Below are 14,757 nucleotides of genomic sequence, written 5' to 3'. Positions count from 1 at the left end.
TCGCCTACGCGTCGAGGGTGAGCCCACGGGGGCGGTAGTCGGTAAGTACGGCCGTGACCGCTTCCGTGCGGGAGCACAGACCGGCGCGGGCGAACAGCCGGGACAGCCGGTTGGCGACCGCGTCCTCCGTCAGCCGTAGCACGGTGGCAAATCTGACGGTTGGCCAGGCCTTCGGCGGTCAGCAATGCGAGCAACTGCTCGCTCTGCACGGTGGCTTGTCTGCGGCCGGGGCGGTGATCCCGGCCGTGCGCATGACGGTCCGGGTCGGGAGGCGACGCGATCGTGGTCGCCGTGGACGTGGCGGACGCCGCCGTCCTGGACCTGCTCCACCGCCTGTGCGACAAGCCGGGCGCGCGTCTTGTGGTGGCCAAGCAGTGGCGGACCGATGTGTCGGCGCCGCGGTGTCCGCGCCGTCGTGTGGTGGGACTTCCGCAGCCCGGACGTCTTCGTCCATGCAGTGCGCGCCGTGGCCGGGGAGCCCGCCGTCCGGCGAGTTCCCGTGCGTCAGCCGCGTGATGCGGCGCCGAAGGAACAAGCCGTCGCGGTCGTCGGCGACCGCGCCTCGCTGACCCCGCGCGGGGTGGCCGTGCTGCGTCTCATCGCCGAAGGCAGGCAGTGCGACGAGATCGCGACGGAACTCTCGTACTCCGAGCGCACGGTGCGGTACATCCTCTACGGCGCGATGAAGCGGCTGCGGACCCGCGCCCTGGCCCATGCCGTCTCGTACGCCATCCGGGCCGGACTGATCTGAGCGGACGTCGCATCGGCCGGGCAGTGTGTCGAATGCGCCGGTTCCCGATCGACGTAAGAGTGGAAGCACCACCCCCACGACTCAGGAGCATCCCATCGTGACCGTGACCGCGGACTTCGCCATCTCCCTCGACGGCTGTATCGCCGGCACCGGTGTCACCGTCGACAACCCCGGAGGGGACGGCGCCGAGCCGCTCTTCGAGTGGATCCACAACCTGGCGAGCTGGCGGGAGCGTCAGGGGATGACCGGTGGGGAGGAGAACCGCGACTCGGAGTTGATGCGCGAGTGGTTCGAGGCCACCGGGGCGGTGGTCATGGGCCGGACGATGTACGACACCGGCGAGGAGTTCTGGGGCGACAACCCGCCGTTCCGGACCCCGGTGTTCGTGCTCACGCACCGCCCCCGGCCGGCCCTCGTCAAGGAGGGCGGGACCACCTTCACCTTCGTCACCGACGGCATCCACAGCGCCCTCGCCCGGGCACAGGCCGCCGCCGGTGACCGGAACGTCGACATCGCCGGTGGCGCGAGCACGGTCCGGCAGTACCTCGGGGCGGGGCTCGTCGACGAACTCCAGCTGCACGTGGTGTCCGCGCTGCTCGGCGACGGGCTGCGGCTCTTCGACGGAACGGGCCCGGGACGACGGCGCGTCGAGCAGGTCAGGGTGGTTGAGACACCGCTCGCCACCCACCTGAAGTACCGCTTCACGCACTGACCGTGCCGGGACGATCAGGCGGTGTTCTGCAACGAGATCGGATCGCCCACCCGGACCGTGCCCGCCTCCAGGACGTCCAGGTAGACGCCGAGGCACGAGAGCCGGCCCAGGTCGAAGACCGGTACGCGGTGTTCCCGGGCGACCGCGCGCATGATGCCGGGGTCCGGCGGGAGTTCGTCGTGGCCGAGGGTGGGAACCACGCAGCGGGGTGTCGGCACCAGGACCCGGAACAGGGCCTCCCCCACCCGCAGGCACGACCCCACCCAGGCGTCCTCCGGAAAACCGGGTCCCCCGGCGGTGTCCACGACCAGGTTCGGCCGGAAGCGGCGGGCGTCGAAGTCCCCGGCGGGGTGGACGGCGCGCATCCGGTCCAGGGCCGCGGTGGTGACGAGATGGACCCGGCCGAAGTCGAAGAACGTTCCCGCGGCGACGCCGCCCGTCGTGATGCTCTCCCCGGTGGCGTCGACGGTCGCCGACTCCCGCACGGAGTCCGGGACCCCGCCCTCGTACGCGGGCACCGCGCGCTCCAGCCTGCCGTCCTCCGGCACGACCGCCGACAGGAAGACCCGGCGGCCCAGCAGTTCGGACAACTCCCCGTCCAGGTCCGGGTCTTCGACCGCGAGGGTGGTCCCGTCCGGCAGTACGACCCGCACCACGCCGGAGTCGTCGAGGCGGCTGCGGCAGCGCAGCAACTCGCCCCACTTGCGCGGGTGTTTGGCGCTGCCGACCGCGCCCGTCCCGTCGAGGACGGCGTAGACCCGGTCCCCGCAGAGTCCGCGCTCCGTGACCGCCACGGCGATCACGGCCTCGCCCACCATCGACTTCACCGGATAGCGGTACAGCGCCGCGACAGTCCCCATGGAGCAATCCCCGTCAGAGAGTGAGCAGTTCCTCGTGGAAGCCGCCGAACTGCCTTTCCCGGTCGATGAGATGGATCTCCAGGATCCAGTGGCAGGCGCGGCCGGCCTTGTCGGTGCGGCGCATGGGGGTGACGTTCTCCAGGGTGACGTACGACTCGACGTGCGCGCCCTCGATCGTCTCGTGCGGGAACTCGCCGACCAGGTGTCCGGCGTGCCAGCCGCCCAGTTCCCAGCCCGCCTTCTCGGCGAGCCGGACGACCTCGGCGTAGAGCCGCTCACCCGTGATGTCCGGGGTGTTCTCGAAGAAGCTCCGGCCGGCCGCGAACACCTTGGGCAGGTCGTCGCGCAGCCGGTGCTTGACCGGGTCGTCGCCGAGGACGAAGGTGCGGCCGAAGTCGGCCTCGTACTCCTCGAAGATCGGCCCGAAGTCGGCGAACACGATGTCGTCGGCGCCGATCACCCGGTCCGGCGGGTTCTCCTTGTACGGCTTGAGGGTGTTCGGTCCCGAGCGCACGATCCGTTTGTGCCAGTGCCGGGTGGTGCCGAACATCTCGTTCGCGAGGTCGCGGATCCGGTCGCTGACCGCGCGCTCCCCCTCGCCGGGCGCGACGAGCCCGCGCTCCTCGATCTCCGCGAAGAGCAGTGCGGCCTTGGCCTGGGCATCGAGCAGGCGTGCGGCCCGCGTGGGTTCGTCGTCAGCCATGGGCCGAACCTAGCCAGCGCGATCATTGTCGGCAACGTGATTCCGTATGCCGGGCTCGCCGCACCCCGTTGCGCGGGACGGCGCGTTCATCCGGCGACGCGGGTCGCGCGGGCCAGGAAGTGGTGCGGGGCGTCCTCGTAGCGGGACAGGTCCCAGCCCGCGGCGCGCAGGGCGGGGCGGAGGTGGTGCTCCGCGAGAGGGTCGTCCAGGTCGAGGGGGCGGCCGTGGCGGGCGGCGCGTTCGGCGCGGCCGGAGGGGTGGTAGAGCAGGAGGGTGCCGTGGGGCGCGGTGACCCGGGCCCATTCGCGCAGGGCGGTCGCGGGGTCGGGTACGTGGTTGATGAGGCCCGCGCTGAAGACGGCGTCCAGCGCGGCGGTCGGCAGCGGCAGTCGGCAGGCGTCGGCCAGCAGCAACTGCCCGTCCTTGTCGCGGCCCTCGCGCAGGGCGACGCAGAGCATCGCGGGCGTGAGGTCGATGCCGAGGACGAGGCCCGCGTCGCCGACGTGTGCGCGCAGCGCGGGCAGCGCCCGGCCGGTGCCGCAGCCGAGGTCCAGGACGCGTGCGCCGGGACGGAGTTCCATCCGCTCGACGGCCGCCGCGTACCGGGGGCCGTCGCCCGCGAACCGTTCCTCCCAGGTGGCCGCCCGCCGGGTGAAGAAGGCGCGTGTCGCGGTCTGCTCGGCGCGCGCCGCGACGAAGGCGGCGAAGCGCTTGAACACACCGTCGCGGTGCCGGGCCAGTACGGCCAGTTCGGCGGGCGCGGACTCCACCACCCCGGGGGCGGTGGCCGCTTCCTCCGGGAAGGCGTCGGCGAAGGCGCCGACCGCAGTCTCGTCCACCTCCAGGTGGAACTGCGTTCCCCACGCCGAGCCGCCGATCCGGAACGCCTGCACCGGGTACCGCTCGCAGGAGGCCAACAGGATCGCCCCGGCCGGCAGGTCCATCGTGTCGCCGTGCCAGTGCAGCACCCGCAGCCGCTCGGGAAGGCCGGCGAAGAGCGTGTCGGTGTGCGCGGCCTCCGTCATCCGTACGTCGGCCCAGCCGATCTGCGCGCTGTCGCCGGGGCGTCCGGCACCTCCCGCCGCGACGGCCAGCAACTGCGCCCCGAGACACACGGCCAGTACGGGGATCTCGGCGTCCAACGCTGCGCGCAGCAGCGCGAGTTCAGCGCTACGGCCGGGGAAGTCCTCGTAGGCGGCCGTCGCCCCGCCCATCACCACCAGGCCCACCAGGTCGTCGGCCCTGTCCGGCACCGGGTCGCCCGCCCAGGCCCGGCAGACCCGGGTCGGCAGCCCGGCCGCCTCCAGCGCAGTGCCGATGGCGTAGGGGCCTTCGTGCGGTGCGTGCTCCACGATCTGGATCACGGGCGACCACCTCCCGCACGACCGTACCCGGCCGATGGCCGAAACCAAACGCGGATACAAGACGAAGAGCCCGTCCTACCTCGCAATTGCCAGGGCATTCCGCCCATTGCCCAGTCGCGGGCGAATACCCCGCGACGGCGGCGGAATTCCGGTGATCAATCTCCCCGTTCGCGGGTTCCTCCGATTTGCCAGGACGCAGGAAACTCCCAGGTGGTGGATGCGACGGGGTCCCTGACGGCCGCGTCCCGAGCGGCTAGCTTGTGGACGCACAGCCGGTGACAAATCCGGCAATCCTGAACTTTTCTGTGTGAGGCGTTCCGTCATGACCTTGAGCATCCGCAACCAGATTCCCGGCACCGTCACGGCCGTCACGCCCGGCGCGGCGATGGCGACCGTGAAGGTGCGCCTCGACGGCGGCCAGGACCTCACGGCGGCGATCACGCTGGAGGCCGTGAAGGACCTGGGGCTCGCCGAGGGCACGGCCGTGCGCGCCATGATGAAGTCCACCGAGGTCGCGCTCGCCACCGGCCGGGTGGAGGGGTTGTCCATCCGCAACCAGTTGCCCGGCACGGTCAGCGATGTCGCCACCGGCGGGGCGATGGCCGTCGTCAAGATCACGGTCGACGGGGGCGAGCTGACCGCGGCGATCACCAAGGACGCGGTCGGCGACCTCGGTCTGGCGGCCGGTTCGCCGGTCGTCGCGCTGATCAAGTCGACCGAGGTGTCCCTGGCGACCGTCTGACCCGCTCGGGACGTGCCGGCCAGGCGTCGATCCCTCCAGAGCAGCGACGCGCACAGGCGCACCCGGACCCGGCCTCGGTCGCGCCGGACGGGAGCGCCTACGCTGCTCGGGAGAGGTAGCCGTAACCAGGTCACCGGCATAGAAGGGACGTCCCGCGTGGCAAGCGACCGACAGGACACGGCAGAGGCCGCCGACGCGGACCGCCGTATCCCGCCCGGCCAGCGCCATGTGCACGGCTGGCCGGTCTCGCACTACGGGCCCGTCCCCCGCTTCCGCCCCGACCGCTGGAACCTGCGGGTCCACGGCGCCACCGCCGACGGCGCCGAGCACAGCTGGACCTTCGACGAACTGGCGCCCCTGCCGCATGTCACGGTCGTCGCCGACCTGCACTGCGCGTCCGGCCCGACCTCCACCGACCACGAGTGGTACGGCATCCCCGCCACCGTCCTCCTGGACCTGGTCCCGCCGGCGCCGGAGGTCACACATGTGATGGCCTGGGCGGAGTACGGCTATTCCGCCAACCTCCGCCTGGCCGACTTCACGGCGGCGCAGACCCTGCTGGCCACCCATCACAACGGCGAGCCCCTCACCGCCGAACACGGCTTCCCGCTGCGCCTGGTCGTGCCGCACCTGTACGGCTACAAGAGCCCCAAGTGGCTGCGTGCCGTCGAGTACCTCACCGAGGACCGGCGCGGTTTCTGGGAGGAACGCGGCTACCACAACATCGCCGACCCCTGGAAAGAGCAGCGCTACTCCTACCAGGAGCAGGACGAGGGCGGTGCGGTGCGCGAAGCCTGAGTGGCCGAGATCTTCCCCCGGCCCAGGGCCCGTACTGCCTGGCGATGTTGACCACACGTAGGCTCGCCCCCATGGTTGCGCAGCGCATGGTCGACGTGAACGGCATACGACTGGAGATCGCCGAGCAGGGCGAAGGCCCGCTGGTGGTGCTTCTGCACGGCTTCCCCGAGTCGTGGCACTCCTGGCACCACCAGATCGGCGCGCTCGCCGACGCGGGCTTCCGGGTGGTCGCCCCCAACCAGCGGGGCTACGGCCGCAGCGACCATCCCGAGGCCGTCGACGCGTACACGATCTTCCATCTGGTCGGCGATGTCGTAGGTCTGATCCAGGAGTTGGGCGAGCGGCAGGCCTACGTCGTCGGGCACGACTGGGGTGCGGCGGTCGCGTGGAACACCGCGCTGCTGCGGCCGGACATGGTGCTCGGGGTGGCCGGTCTGAGCGTCCCGCCGCCCTTCCGCGGTCCGTACCCGCCGCTGGCCGTGACGCAGAAGCGGTTCGGGGGCCGGTTCTACTGGAACTACTTCGACCGTCCCGGGGTCGCCGACGCCGAGTTCGGCGCGGACACCCGGACCACGCTCCGCAAGTTCCTCTACTCCGCCTCCGCCGCCGCTTCTCCCTCCGGCGAGATCATGCAGCCGCTGGTCCCCTCGGGGCAGGGCTGGCTGGCGTCCATGGAGGATCCCGAGGTGCTGCCGGACTGGCTCACCGAGGAGGACCTGGACGCGCTCACGGAGAGTTTCGCCGGGGGCTTCACCGGCCCGCTGAACTGGTACCGCAACCTGGATCGCAACTGGGCACTGACCGCGCCCTGGCACAACGCCGTCGTCACCCCGCCCGCCCTGTACGTGTACGGCGACCGTGACCTCGTCCCGGCGTTCCCCGGTGCCGCCGAACTCATCGCGCAACTCCCCGACTTCATGCCCAACCTGGTGCGCAAGCCCGTCGAGCTGGCCGACTGCGGACACTGGACCCAGCAGGAACGTCCGGACGAGGTGAACGCGGCGCTCATCGACTTCCTGAAGACCTGCGATCAGAGCGCCGCCGGGGAATAGGAGATCCTCTGATCATGGAGTTCCTCTGCCACCACCGCGACCGGCCCGGCTCCCTCGCACTGCGCGCGGAACTGACGGAACGGCACTGGTCCTACATGGACGGGTACGCGAAGGAGATGATCGCCCGGGGCCCGACCCTCTCCGACGACGGCGCTCCCACGGGCAGCGTGCACATCCTCGATCTGCCCTCTCCGGCCGCCGCCCGTGCGTTCGCCTTCGACGAGCCGAACTACCAGGCCGGTGTCTACCGGGACGTGCTGCTGCGCCGCTGGCGGAACGCGCTGGGGCGCACCATGTGGGACTTCCCGGGTGGCCGGACCGGCGGCGACCGCTACCTGGTGATCGGCCTCGGGACCGGCCCGGCGGCGGACCTCACGGTGCCGCCCGGCCGGGACGAACTGATCGCGTACGGACCGTTGTTGTCCGACGACGGCTCCCGCTGGCTGGGCACTGCGGCACTGCTCCGGGCACCGGACGCGAAGGCGGCGCGCGCCATGCTGACCCAGGACCGGTACGCGGACATCGAGGTGCACAACTGGCAGTTCGGTGGGCGACCGTCCTGAGTTGCCGCCCTCGTCGTCGGTGACGTCACTCCACCGTGCCGACCTGGTCGGGCCGTGGTGGCACCGGGGAGTTGAAGGTGGTGCCCGGGAAGTCGCGGCCCTGGAGGACCGGGGCGTAGTAACTGCCGCCGCTGATCGCGTTGTTGACCGCGCCGTCACCGGTGCGGACGAGTTTGGCCTGTTCGTGCCAGGCGGCGAGGGCGGTGGCGAAGTCGGGGTCGAGGGCCGCGCGTACGGCCAGGGCCGTGCTCAGCGCGTGGGCCCGGGTCCCGTCACCGGGAGCCTGCTGCAGACGCGTCAGTTCGTCCTCGCCCGGACCCGGTGCACCCGAACCGTCGTCGCCGCGGTGGAACGGCCGCCGTACGAGAGCCGTGAGACCCGCCCACACCTGTCGTCCCACCTCGCCGCCCGCACCTCCGGCCAGCGAAGCGAGCAGTCCTACCGACACCGGGTCCATCCGGCCTCCTCCTCGACGGGACGTGACCACTCCCGTGTCAGTGGAAAACGCCCGGCGAGGTGTCCCGGTTCCCGCCGGTCCCGAAGTCGTGCCGGGTGCGGGCGTACCGCGTGAACCGCCGCGTCCCGGGTAGGAAACGGGGTCGGACGCGGCCGGACGGGCGGTCGCTCCTTGTACGTACGAAGGGAACGGTGCGGAGATGTCGTTGGAGCAGGCCGCCGAGGAACTGGTGGACGCGGTCGTCGTGAACGACGGGCAGCTGCTGCTGGTGAATGTGCAGGGCGGTTGGGGTCTGCCGTCCGGGGTCCCCGAGGAGGCCGAGACGCCACAGGCCACCGCCGCGCGCGCGGTCTACGAACTCACGGGCTATCTCGTGGACGGGTCCAGCCTCCTGGTGCCTGAGCCGGCGGACGGAGCGCCGGCCGTCGTATGTCATCTGCTGAGCGAGGATCCGTCCGGGGAGGCCCAGCTCACCGCCGGACAGCTCCGCTGGGCGCCCTTCGCCGAAGCCGTCGACATCGACGGTGGGCTGCCCGCACCCGTGCGCGCCTACCTGGAGGGCCATACACCCGTGTAGGAAATCCCGGCCCGCCCGCGGGCGACAGCCGTGGAGAAGCGGTTCCTCGCGGGCTTCAAGGAGTCCATGGCACGCAGCGGTGCGGCGTTCGCGGCCTAGCCGGGCACCGCGGATCCCAGTGCGGAGCAGCGGGCGGCCGAGGCGGACGCGCTGCGCGAACTCGAGGGCCAGGAGCAGGGGCACGCCGCGTGACCCAGCCCGAACCACCGCACACGCTGGACGTCACGTGCCTGCTGCACGCCGCCGAACTGCTCGACCGTGATCTCCAGGTCGACCACTACGGCCCGCTCTACGCAGCCGCCGCGCGTGTCGACGCCCGCGCGACGGAGCGCGACATCTACGGCTCCCTGCGCCTCAAGGCGGCGGCACTGCTGCAGACCCTGGCGAAACTGGCCTGCCTGGAGCACTCCAACGAGGCCTTCGCCTGGCACGCCACCGAGGCCTACCTGATCCTCAACGAACGCCGCCTCGACCACCCGCCCAAGGCGGCCATGGCGCTCGTGCGCGACGCGGCCTCCGGCGAACTGGGCCTGCCCAGGATCGCCCGCCAACTGCGCGAGTGGGCCACTGCCTGATCCTCCCGGACCGGCCTCAGGACGTCGCCTTCCGGATGCGCCCGAGCAGGGCCCGCAGCTGTGCGCGGTCCTCCGCGTCCAGTTCGGCCGTCGCCTCCGCGAGCGCGAGGCCGTCGACCTCCTCAGCCTCGCGATGACAGTCCCGGCCCTTGTCGGTGAGGCGGAGCAGAAACGCGCGCCGGTCGTGCGGATGACGTACGCGCTCCACCAGCCCGTCGCGCTCCAGGCTGTCGACGATGCTGGTCGTGGTGCGGGCCGCGACGCCGGTCATCTCGCTCAAGTCCCGCATGCGCAAAGGCTCTTCGGCATGGGCGAGCATCCGCAGGGCGCGCAGCCGGGCGACCGAGGCGCCGTTTGCGCGCAGCCGGATCTCCACGAACTGCCGTAGCCGGTGGGTCGTCTCGTAGAGCTCGTCGACCAGGATGTCGCTGCTGCCGTGCACTGCCATGACGTTCCCCGTTCCCCGTTTTCGCGGTGAGAACCGATTCTACGTTCCTCGACCGCGACCTATGAGCACTCACATAGTGAGTATGCTCAGCATGTGCTGCTGTTCCGACGCCGTCCCGTCTCCCCCGCTTCCCCCGTCCCCCTCGCCTCCCGAATACGCCTCCGTCCGCGCCCGGGCCAGCGCCTGGTCGTGCCCGTCATGTGTGTCTGCGTGACGTTCATCGCGATCGTCGACGGAGCGATCACGACCGTCGCCCTCCCCTCCATCGCCCGCACGTTCCGCCTGACCACGGCCGCCCTGGACGGTGTGGTCGTGGTCTACCCGGTCTGTCTGGCCATGGCCATCCCCGCCTCGGCCTGGCTCGTGGAGCGGTTCGGCGCCAAGCGCGTGCTGCTCACCGCCCTCGGCGCCTTCCTCGCCTCGTCGCTGCTGTGCGGCGCGGCGGCCGACCTCGCCCAGCTCGTCGCCTTCCGCGCGGTCCAGGGCCTCTCCGCCGGACTGCTCTTCCCCGCCGCGTCCTCGCTGCTCTACAGCACCTTCAACTCGTGGGAGCAGGTGCGGATTTCGCGGTACATGATCGTCCCGCAGCAGATGGCCCCGGCCGTCGCGCCGATCCTCGGCGGCCTGCTGGTGGACCATCTGTCCTGGCGCTGGGTGTTCTACGTCAACCTGCCGCTGGGCGTGCCCGCCGTCGTGTTCGGAGCGGTCTTCCTGGCCGAGCACCGCGGTCATCGCCCCGGCCGTTTCGACCTCACCGGGCTGCTGCTGAGCGCGGCGGCCCTGGGTTCCGTGATGTTCGGGGTCTGCGAGGGTCCCAACCGCGGCTGGTCCTCCCCCGCCGTCGTCACCGCCCTCGTACTCGGCGCGGTCCTGCTCACCGCCGCCGTCCTCTTCGAACTCCGCACCGCCGAACCGCTGTTGAGACTCCGGCTCTTCGCGGACCGGCTCTTCCGGGACACCAACCTGATCAATCTGGTGGGCCTGGTGCCGATCCTGGGCGCGATGTACCTCGGCCCGCTCTTCCTCCAGCAGGGACAGGGCCGTTCGGCCTTGGAGTCCGGCACCAGCACGTTCCCCGAGGCCTTCGGTGTGCTGCTGACGGTCCAGATCGCCGGGGTCCTGTACTCCAGGGTCGGCCCCCGGATCATCATCGGCGGCGGCCTGGCCATGGTGAGCGGGGTCCTGCTGCTCTTCGCCACCTGCGACCAGGACACCGGCCTGTGGACCTTCCGTACGTACATGTTCCTGCTCGGCGTCGGCATGGGCGGCGTCTTCATGCCGACCACGGTGGCCTCGCTGGCGACCGTCTCCCGCAAGGACCTGGCCCAGGCGTCGACACTCAACACGGTCGTACGGCAGACCGGGGGCGCCTTCGCCCCGGCGGCGGTGACCACGGCCCTGGTCCTGAACACACCCACGGCAGCCGCGGCGAACCCGCCCATCACCGCCTACCAGCACGCCTATCTCGCCCTGGCCGCCCTCGCGGCAGCAACCTCCCTCTTCGCGTTCACGCTCCCCGACGGTCCGGCTCGCGCCGCCGCCCGTCGGACCACCGCGTCGGGCGGGACGGCTTCGCCTCGGCGCCGGCACGAGGAGGCGCACTAGCACTGGCCACCCCGCGCTCTCAGGGGCTCACCGGTGAAACCGACCAGGAATCCCGGGAGTTGAGTACGGCGGTCGTACACCCGGCCAGCTGTTTGTAGCCCTGGGAGACGGCCGTCGCATGCTCCTCGGACACCGGGCCGCCGACCTCCTCCGCCAGGGCGATGATCTTCTCGGGGCCCAACTCACGGTTGGCCAGCACCAGTTGGTTCAGGGGTTCGCGGCGCAGCTCCTCGTACCGGGCCAACGCCCGTACCGGATCGTCCTGGTGGGCGAGGGACCAGGCCAGGACCCGGGCGTCGACGATCGACTGGGAGCCGCCGTTCATGCCCATGGGATACATGGGGTGGGCGGCGTCTCCGACCAGCGTCACCCGGCCGAAGCTCCAGCGCGGCAGCGGGTCGCGGTCCACCATCGGGTACTCGTGAATGCCGGTGGAGCCACGGATCAGTTCGGGCAGGTCGATCCACGGCAGACTCCAGTCCGCCACTCCAGCCAGCGCCTCCTCCACGGCAACCGACCGATGGAAACCGTCCGTTGCCTCGCCGGGCCGCGGGCCGCGGACCTCCAGCACCCAGTTCATGAGCGCGGGGCCGCCCTCGACAGCCGGGTCCTCGACGGGGTAGGCGACGAACTTGTCCCCGGGGCGTCCTCCGGCCACCACGATGGTCCGCCCGCCGAGTAGGTGCGGATACCGGCTCATCCCCCGCCACATGCGCACCCCGTTCCCGCTGGGGGCGCCCTCACCCGGGTGCAGTTGGGCCCGCAGTCGGGAGTCGATGCCGTCGGCGCCGACGAGGGCGTCGGCCTCGATGACCACCGATCCTCCGGTGTTCCGGTCCGTGAAGTGGGCTGCCACGCCTCGCTCCTGGGGCTCGAAGCGTTCGAAGGCCATGCCGGTGCGGATCGCGTCCGGTCCGATACGGGTGCGGACCGCGTCCAGCAGCATCATCTGCAACTTGCCCCGGTGGACGGAGTATTGGGGCCACTTGTAGCCGGCGCCCAGACCTAATGGCTCCTCCCAGATCGGGCGTCCTCGACGATCGCAGTAGACCAGTCGCTCCGGCGGCAGCGCGATGGCGTCCAGCGCGTCGCCGAGGCCGAGTTCGGTGAGTTCGCGCACCGCGTGGGGCAGCAGGTTGATGCCGACGCCGAGTGCCCGCAGTTCGCGCGCGGACTCGCACACCACCGGTGTCATTCCCGCGGCGCGCAGGCTCAGAGCGGCGACAAGGCCGGCGACGCCGCCGCCCACCACGACGATCTTCACATGTTCTCCCTTGCGCTCCACTGTGCCAACTCGCCCTGGACTCTTGGCCGTTCAGGGAGCCGGGCAGGGCCGGGGGCGGCCCGTCCCCTCATCATCACCATATCCGGAGGGATCATCTCCAGGTAAGCTGACCGCGTTGCGCGACGGCGTGATCCCGCCAGGAACGGCACCACCCGTGGTGGATCAAATCCCAGAGAGGAACCCCGATGACAGACCCGAACAGCCGGGACCTCTTACCCCGGGCCAGCACCACCGAGGCACAACTCGTGCGGGTGGCAAGGGACTTGACGCCGGTCGTCGCGGCCCACGCCGAACGGACCGAGCGCGAGCGCACATTGGCCGAACCGAGCGCGGAGGCGCTCCGCGAGGCCGGGCTCTTCACCATGGGGACACCGCGCCGCTACGGCGGCCTCGGCGCCGGTGTGCGCACCGCCGTCGACGTGTGCGCCGAGCTGGCGACCGGCTGCGCGTCGAGCTCATGGCTCGTCGGCATCGTGTACGGCGCCGCGCTGTTCGCCTCGCAACTGCCCGACGAGGTCCGCACCGCGATCTGGAAGTCCGATCCGGACGCCGTGCTCTGCGGGGCCGCCAATCCCTCCGGTTCGGTCACGGCGGTAACAGGCGGGCTCGAACTCGACGGGCGGTGGCCGTGGATCTCCGGCATCGACCAGGCGTCCTGGGTGCTGCTGGGCATCGTCCGCGAGGACCGCGGCGGGCCGGAACGCGGGCTCGCCCTCGTCCCGGCGGCCGCGCTCACGGTGGCGGACACCTGGCACATGGCAGGCATGCGGGGCACCGGGAGTCGGACGGCCGTGGCAAGTCAACTCTTCGTCCCTGACGAGCAGTTCGTGTCCTTCGCCGAGATCGCCGAAGGCATCGGCATCCGACGGCATCCGGGCGAGGCCCGGGTCATCTTCCCCCTGTCCATCAACCTGCCGCTGGTCGGCACCGGCGTCGGCATCGCCCGCGGCGCGCTCGAACGCGTCGTCCGGGACCTCGCGGGAGGAAAACGGTCGGTGTCACCTCTGCACGCCCTGACGGCGGAAGCCGCCCCGCACCAGCTGAACGTCGCCCAGGCCGCCACCTTGATCGACACGGCCGCGCTGCACCTGCGGCGCGCCGCCGACGAGATCGACGAGGCCGCGCGCGCCGGACGGCGCCCCGACCTGGAGACCAGGGCCCGCCTGCGGATGGACGGCAGCCACGCGATGCGCTGCGCCCGCGAGGCCGTCAGCCTCCTGCTGGACACGGCCGGGGCGAGCAGCTTCTCCGACGACTCACCGCTCCAGCGCGCCTGGCGCGACATCGGGACGGCCTCGCGGCACGCGGCGCTGAGCGTCGAAACCAGCCGGGAGCTCTACGGCCGCGTCCTGCTCGGCCGCTCCCTCCCCCACACCGACGTCGTCTGAATCCCGTACCGACGTCGACCGACCCGAGCAACCAAGGAGACCCGACCGGTGGCCGCACCCCGACCCTCGACAGACCCGATCCGACCGACGGCGGAACGCAGGGTGGCCCTGATCACCGGTGCCGCGCGTGGCATCGGCGCCTCGATCGCCACCGAACTGCACCGGCTCGGCCTGCGGGTGGCGCTGCTGGACCGGGACGACTCCGGCGCACGGGCTCTGGCCAAGGCGCTGGACCCCGACGGGGACTCCGCCATGGCGGTGCGCGCCGATGTCGGCGACCCCGAGGAGACACGGGACGCGGTGCGCGCGGTGTCCTCGGCGTGGCACAGCCCCGATGTGCTGGTCAACAACGCGGCGCGGACGGCGCCCGGTTCGGTGTGGGACGTCGAACTCGACGAGTGGGACGCCCTCATGGCCACGAACCTGCGCAGCGTCCTCGTCCTCACCCGGCTGTGCGCGCCGCCGATGCGGGAGCGCGGCTGGGGCCGGGTGATCAACCTCGCGTCGCTGGCCGGGCAGCAGGGCGGGCTGGTCGCCGGGCCTCACTACGCCGCGGCGAAGGCGGGTGTGCTGGTGCTGACCAAGGTCTTCGCCCAGGAGCTCGCGCCCCACGGCGTCACCGTCAACGCCGTCGCTCCTGCGGCCGTACGGACGCCCGTCATGGACGAGTTGCCCGCCGAGGCGCTGCGGCGGGCCGCCGACCGGATCCCCGTGGGCCGGTTCGGGCGGCCCGACGAGGTGGCGGCGCTGGTGGGTCATCTGGCGGGGGACGACTCCGGATACATCACGGGTGCCACACTCGACGTCAACGGCGGCTCGTTCATGCGGTGACAGTGGCAGTCGGTCGTAGAGTTCCGAGGTCGGAAGGGAGCAGGGG

The 14,757-nt window shown here is 71.5% G+C and carries 18 protein-coding genes; 11 read left to right on the top strand and 7 right to left on the bottom strand.

Translation table 11 applies throughout. From position 1 onward, the window contains the following. Positions 1 to 4: 4 nt before the first annotated feature. Positions 5 to 142 (bottom strand): hypothetical protein, encoded by a 138-nt coding sequence (locus tag SSP08S_RS61925; protein ID WP_019071688.1) that lies wholly within the window; start codon positions 140 to 142, stop codon positions 5 to 7. Positions 143 to 385: 243 nt separating this feature from the next. Between SSP08S_RS61925 and SSP08S_RS61920 the strand changes: the two genes are divergently transcribed. Together SSP08S_RS61920 and SSP08S_RS31705 are read left to right on the top strand one after the other, a co-directional pair. Next, positions 386 to 751, top strand: a complete 366-nt coding sequence (locus SSP08S_RS61920; protein ID WP_019071687.1) for a response regulator transcription factor — start codon at positions 386 to 388, stop codon at positions 749 to 751. Between the two features lie 97 nt (positions 752 to 848). Then, positions 849 to 1,463, top strand: coding sequence for a dihydrofolate reductase family protein (locus SSP08S_RS31705; protein WP_019071686.1), 615 nt, complete (start codon positions 849 to 851; stop codon positions 1,461 to 1,463). A gap of 14 nt (positions 1,464 to 1,477) precedes the next feature. On the opposite strand, the gene SSP08S_RS31700 is transcribed toward SSP08S_RS31705, so the two are convergent. The 3 genes from SSP08S_RS31700 to SSP08S_RS59655 all read right to left on the bottom strand — a co-directional run bounded on the left by SSP08S_RS31700 (position 1,478) and on the right by SSP08S_RS59655 (position 4,390). Beyond that, positions 1,478 to 2,323, bottom strand: a complete 846-nt coding sequence (locus SSP08S_RS31700; protein ID WP_019071685.1) for an MOSC domain-containing protein — start codon at positions 2,321 to 2,323, stop codon at positions 1,478 to 1,480. Between the two features lie 13 nt (positions 2,324 to 2,336). Beyond that, the gene (locus tag SSP08S_RS31695) at positions 2,337 to 3,026 is read right to left on the bottom strand and encodes a M24 family metallopeptidase (protein WP_019071684.1); all 690 of its coding nucleotides are present in this window, start codon (positions 3,024 to 3,026) and stop codon (positions 2,337 to 2,339) included. A gap of 86 nt (positions 3,027 to 3,112) precedes the next feature. Then, on the bottom strand, positions 3,113 to 4,390 hold the full coding sequence (locus SSP08S_RS59655) for a methyltransferase domain-containing protein (protein WP_019071683.1): 1,278 nt from the start codon (positions 4,388 to 4,390) through the stop codon (positions 3,113 to 3,115). A gap of 322 nt (positions 4,391 to 4,712) precedes the next feature. Here SSP08S_RS59655 and SSP08S_RS31685 point away from each other — a divergent pair, with 322 nt between their 5' ends. The 4 genes from SSP08S_RS31685 (at position 4,713) to SSP08S_RS31670 (ending at position 7,545) form a co-directional block, all read left to right on the top strand. Further along, complete coding sequence (locus SSP08S_RS31685) at positions 4,713 to 5,132, top strand: TOBE domain-containing protein (protein WP_019071682.1); 420 nt, start codon at positions 4,713 to 4,715, stop codon at positions 5,130 to 5,132. Between the two features lie 156 nt (positions 5,133 to 5,288). After that, on the top strand, positions 5,289 to 5,930 hold the full coding sequence (locus tag SSP08S_RS31680; protein WP_019071681.1) for a molybdopterin-dependent oxidoreductase: 642 nt from the start codon (positions 5,289 to 5,291) through the stop codon (positions 5,928 to 5,930). Between the two features lie 71 nt (positions 5,931 to 6,001). Next, positions 6,002 to 6,982, top strand: coding sequence for an alpha/beta fold hydrolase (locus SSP08S_RS31675; protein ID WP_078532564.1), 981 nt, complete (start codon positions 6,002 to 6,004; stop codon positions 6,980 to 6,982). A gap of 14 nt (positions 6,983 to 6,996) precedes the next feature. Next, positions 6,997 to 7,545: a YciI family protein gene (locus SSP08S_RS31670; RefSeq protein ID WP_019071679.1), complete on the top strand. Its 549-nt coding sequence runs from the start codon at positions 6,997 to 6,999 to the stop codon at positions 7,543 to 7,545. Between the two features lie 25 nt (positions 7,546 to 7,570). Here SSP08S_RS31670 and SSP08S_RS31665 read toward each other — a convergent pair whose 3' ends face one another. After that, positions 7,571 to 8,002 (bottom strand): hypothetical protein, encoded by a 432-nt coding sequence (locus tag SSP08S_RS31665; protein ID WP_019071678.1) that lies wholly within the window; start codon positions 8,000 to 8,002, stop codon positions 7,571 to 7,573. A 199-nt stretch (positions 8,003 to 8,201) separates the two neighbouring features. Between SSP08S_RS31665 and SSP08S_RS31660 the strand changes: the two genes are divergently transcribed. Both SSP08S_RS31660 and SSP08S_RS31655 read left to right on the top strand, forming a co-directional pair. Further along, positions 8,202 to 8,579 carry an NUDIX hydrolase gene (locus tag SSP08S_RS31660; RefSeq protein WP_019071677.1) on the top strand — a complete coding sequence of 126 codons (378 nt, stop codon included), beginning with the start codon at positions 8,202 to 8,204 and terminating at the stop codon, positions 8,577 to 8,579. Positions 8,580 to 8,767: 188 nt separating this feature from the next. Further along, a complete protein-coding gene (locus SSP08S_RS31655) occupies positions 8,768 to 9,154 on the top strand; it encodes a toxin Fic (RefSeq protein WP_019071676.1) in 387 nt (128 codons plus the stop codon). Between the two features lie 16 nt (positions 9,155 to 9,170). Here the strand turns inward: SSP08S_RS31655 and SSP08S_RS31650 are convergent, their stop codons facing one another. Next, positions 9,171 to 9,602 (bottom strand): MarR family winged helix-turn-helix transcriptional regulator, encoded by a 432-nt coding sequence (locus tag SSP08S_RS31650; protein ID WP_019071675.1) that lies wholly within the window; start codon positions 9,600 to 9,602, stop codon positions 9,171 to 9,173. A 198-nt stretch (positions 9,603 to 9,800) separates the two neighbouring features. Here SSP08S_RS31650 and SSP08S_RS31645 point away from each other — a divergent pair, with 198 nt between their 5' ends. Then, complete coding sequence (locus SSP08S_RS31645; protein ID WP_051106026.1) at positions 9,801 to 11,207, top strand: DHA2 family efflux MFS transporter permease subunit; 1,407 nt, start codon at positions 9,801 to 9,803, stop codon at positions 11,205 to 11,207. A 19-nt stretch (positions 11,208 to 11,226) separates the two neighbouring features. On the opposite strand, the gene SSP08S_RS31640 is transcribed toward SSP08S_RS31645, so the two are convergent. Beyond that, a complete protein-coding gene (locus tag SSP08S_RS31640) occupies positions 11,227 to 12,471 on the bottom strand; it encodes an FAD-dependent monooxygenase (protein ID WP_019071673.1) in 1,245 nt (414 codons plus the stop codon). 206 nt (positions 12,472 to 12,677) lie between these two features. Between SSP08S_RS31640 and SSP08S_RS31635 the strand changes: the two genes are divergently transcribed. Further along, positions 12,678 to 13,880 carry an acyl-CoA dehydrogenase family protein gene (locus SSP08S_RS31635; RefSeq protein ID WP_019071672.1) on the top strand — a complete coding sequence of 401 codons (1,203 nt, stop codon included), beginning with the start codon at positions 12,678 to 12,680 and terminating at the stop codon, positions 13,878 to 13,880. Positions 13,881 to 13,928: 48 nt separating this feature from the next. Then, entirely contained in the window at positions 13,929 to 14,711 is a 783-nt protein-coding gene (locus tag SSP08S_RS31630; protein ID WP_102133446.1) for an SDR family oxidoreductase, read from the top strand. Positions 14,712 to 14,757 lie beyond the last annotated feature (46 nt).

Source organism: Streptomyces hokutonensis (genome assembly GCF_000376565.1).
GTDB classification, from domain to species: domain Bacteria; phylum Actinomycetota; class Actinomycetes; order Streptomycetales; family Streptomycetaceae; genus Streptomyces; species Streptomyces hokutonensis.
The sequence above is the reverse complement of the archived record's forward strand: the minus strand, read 5'-3'. Positions and strand labels throughout refer to the sequence as shown.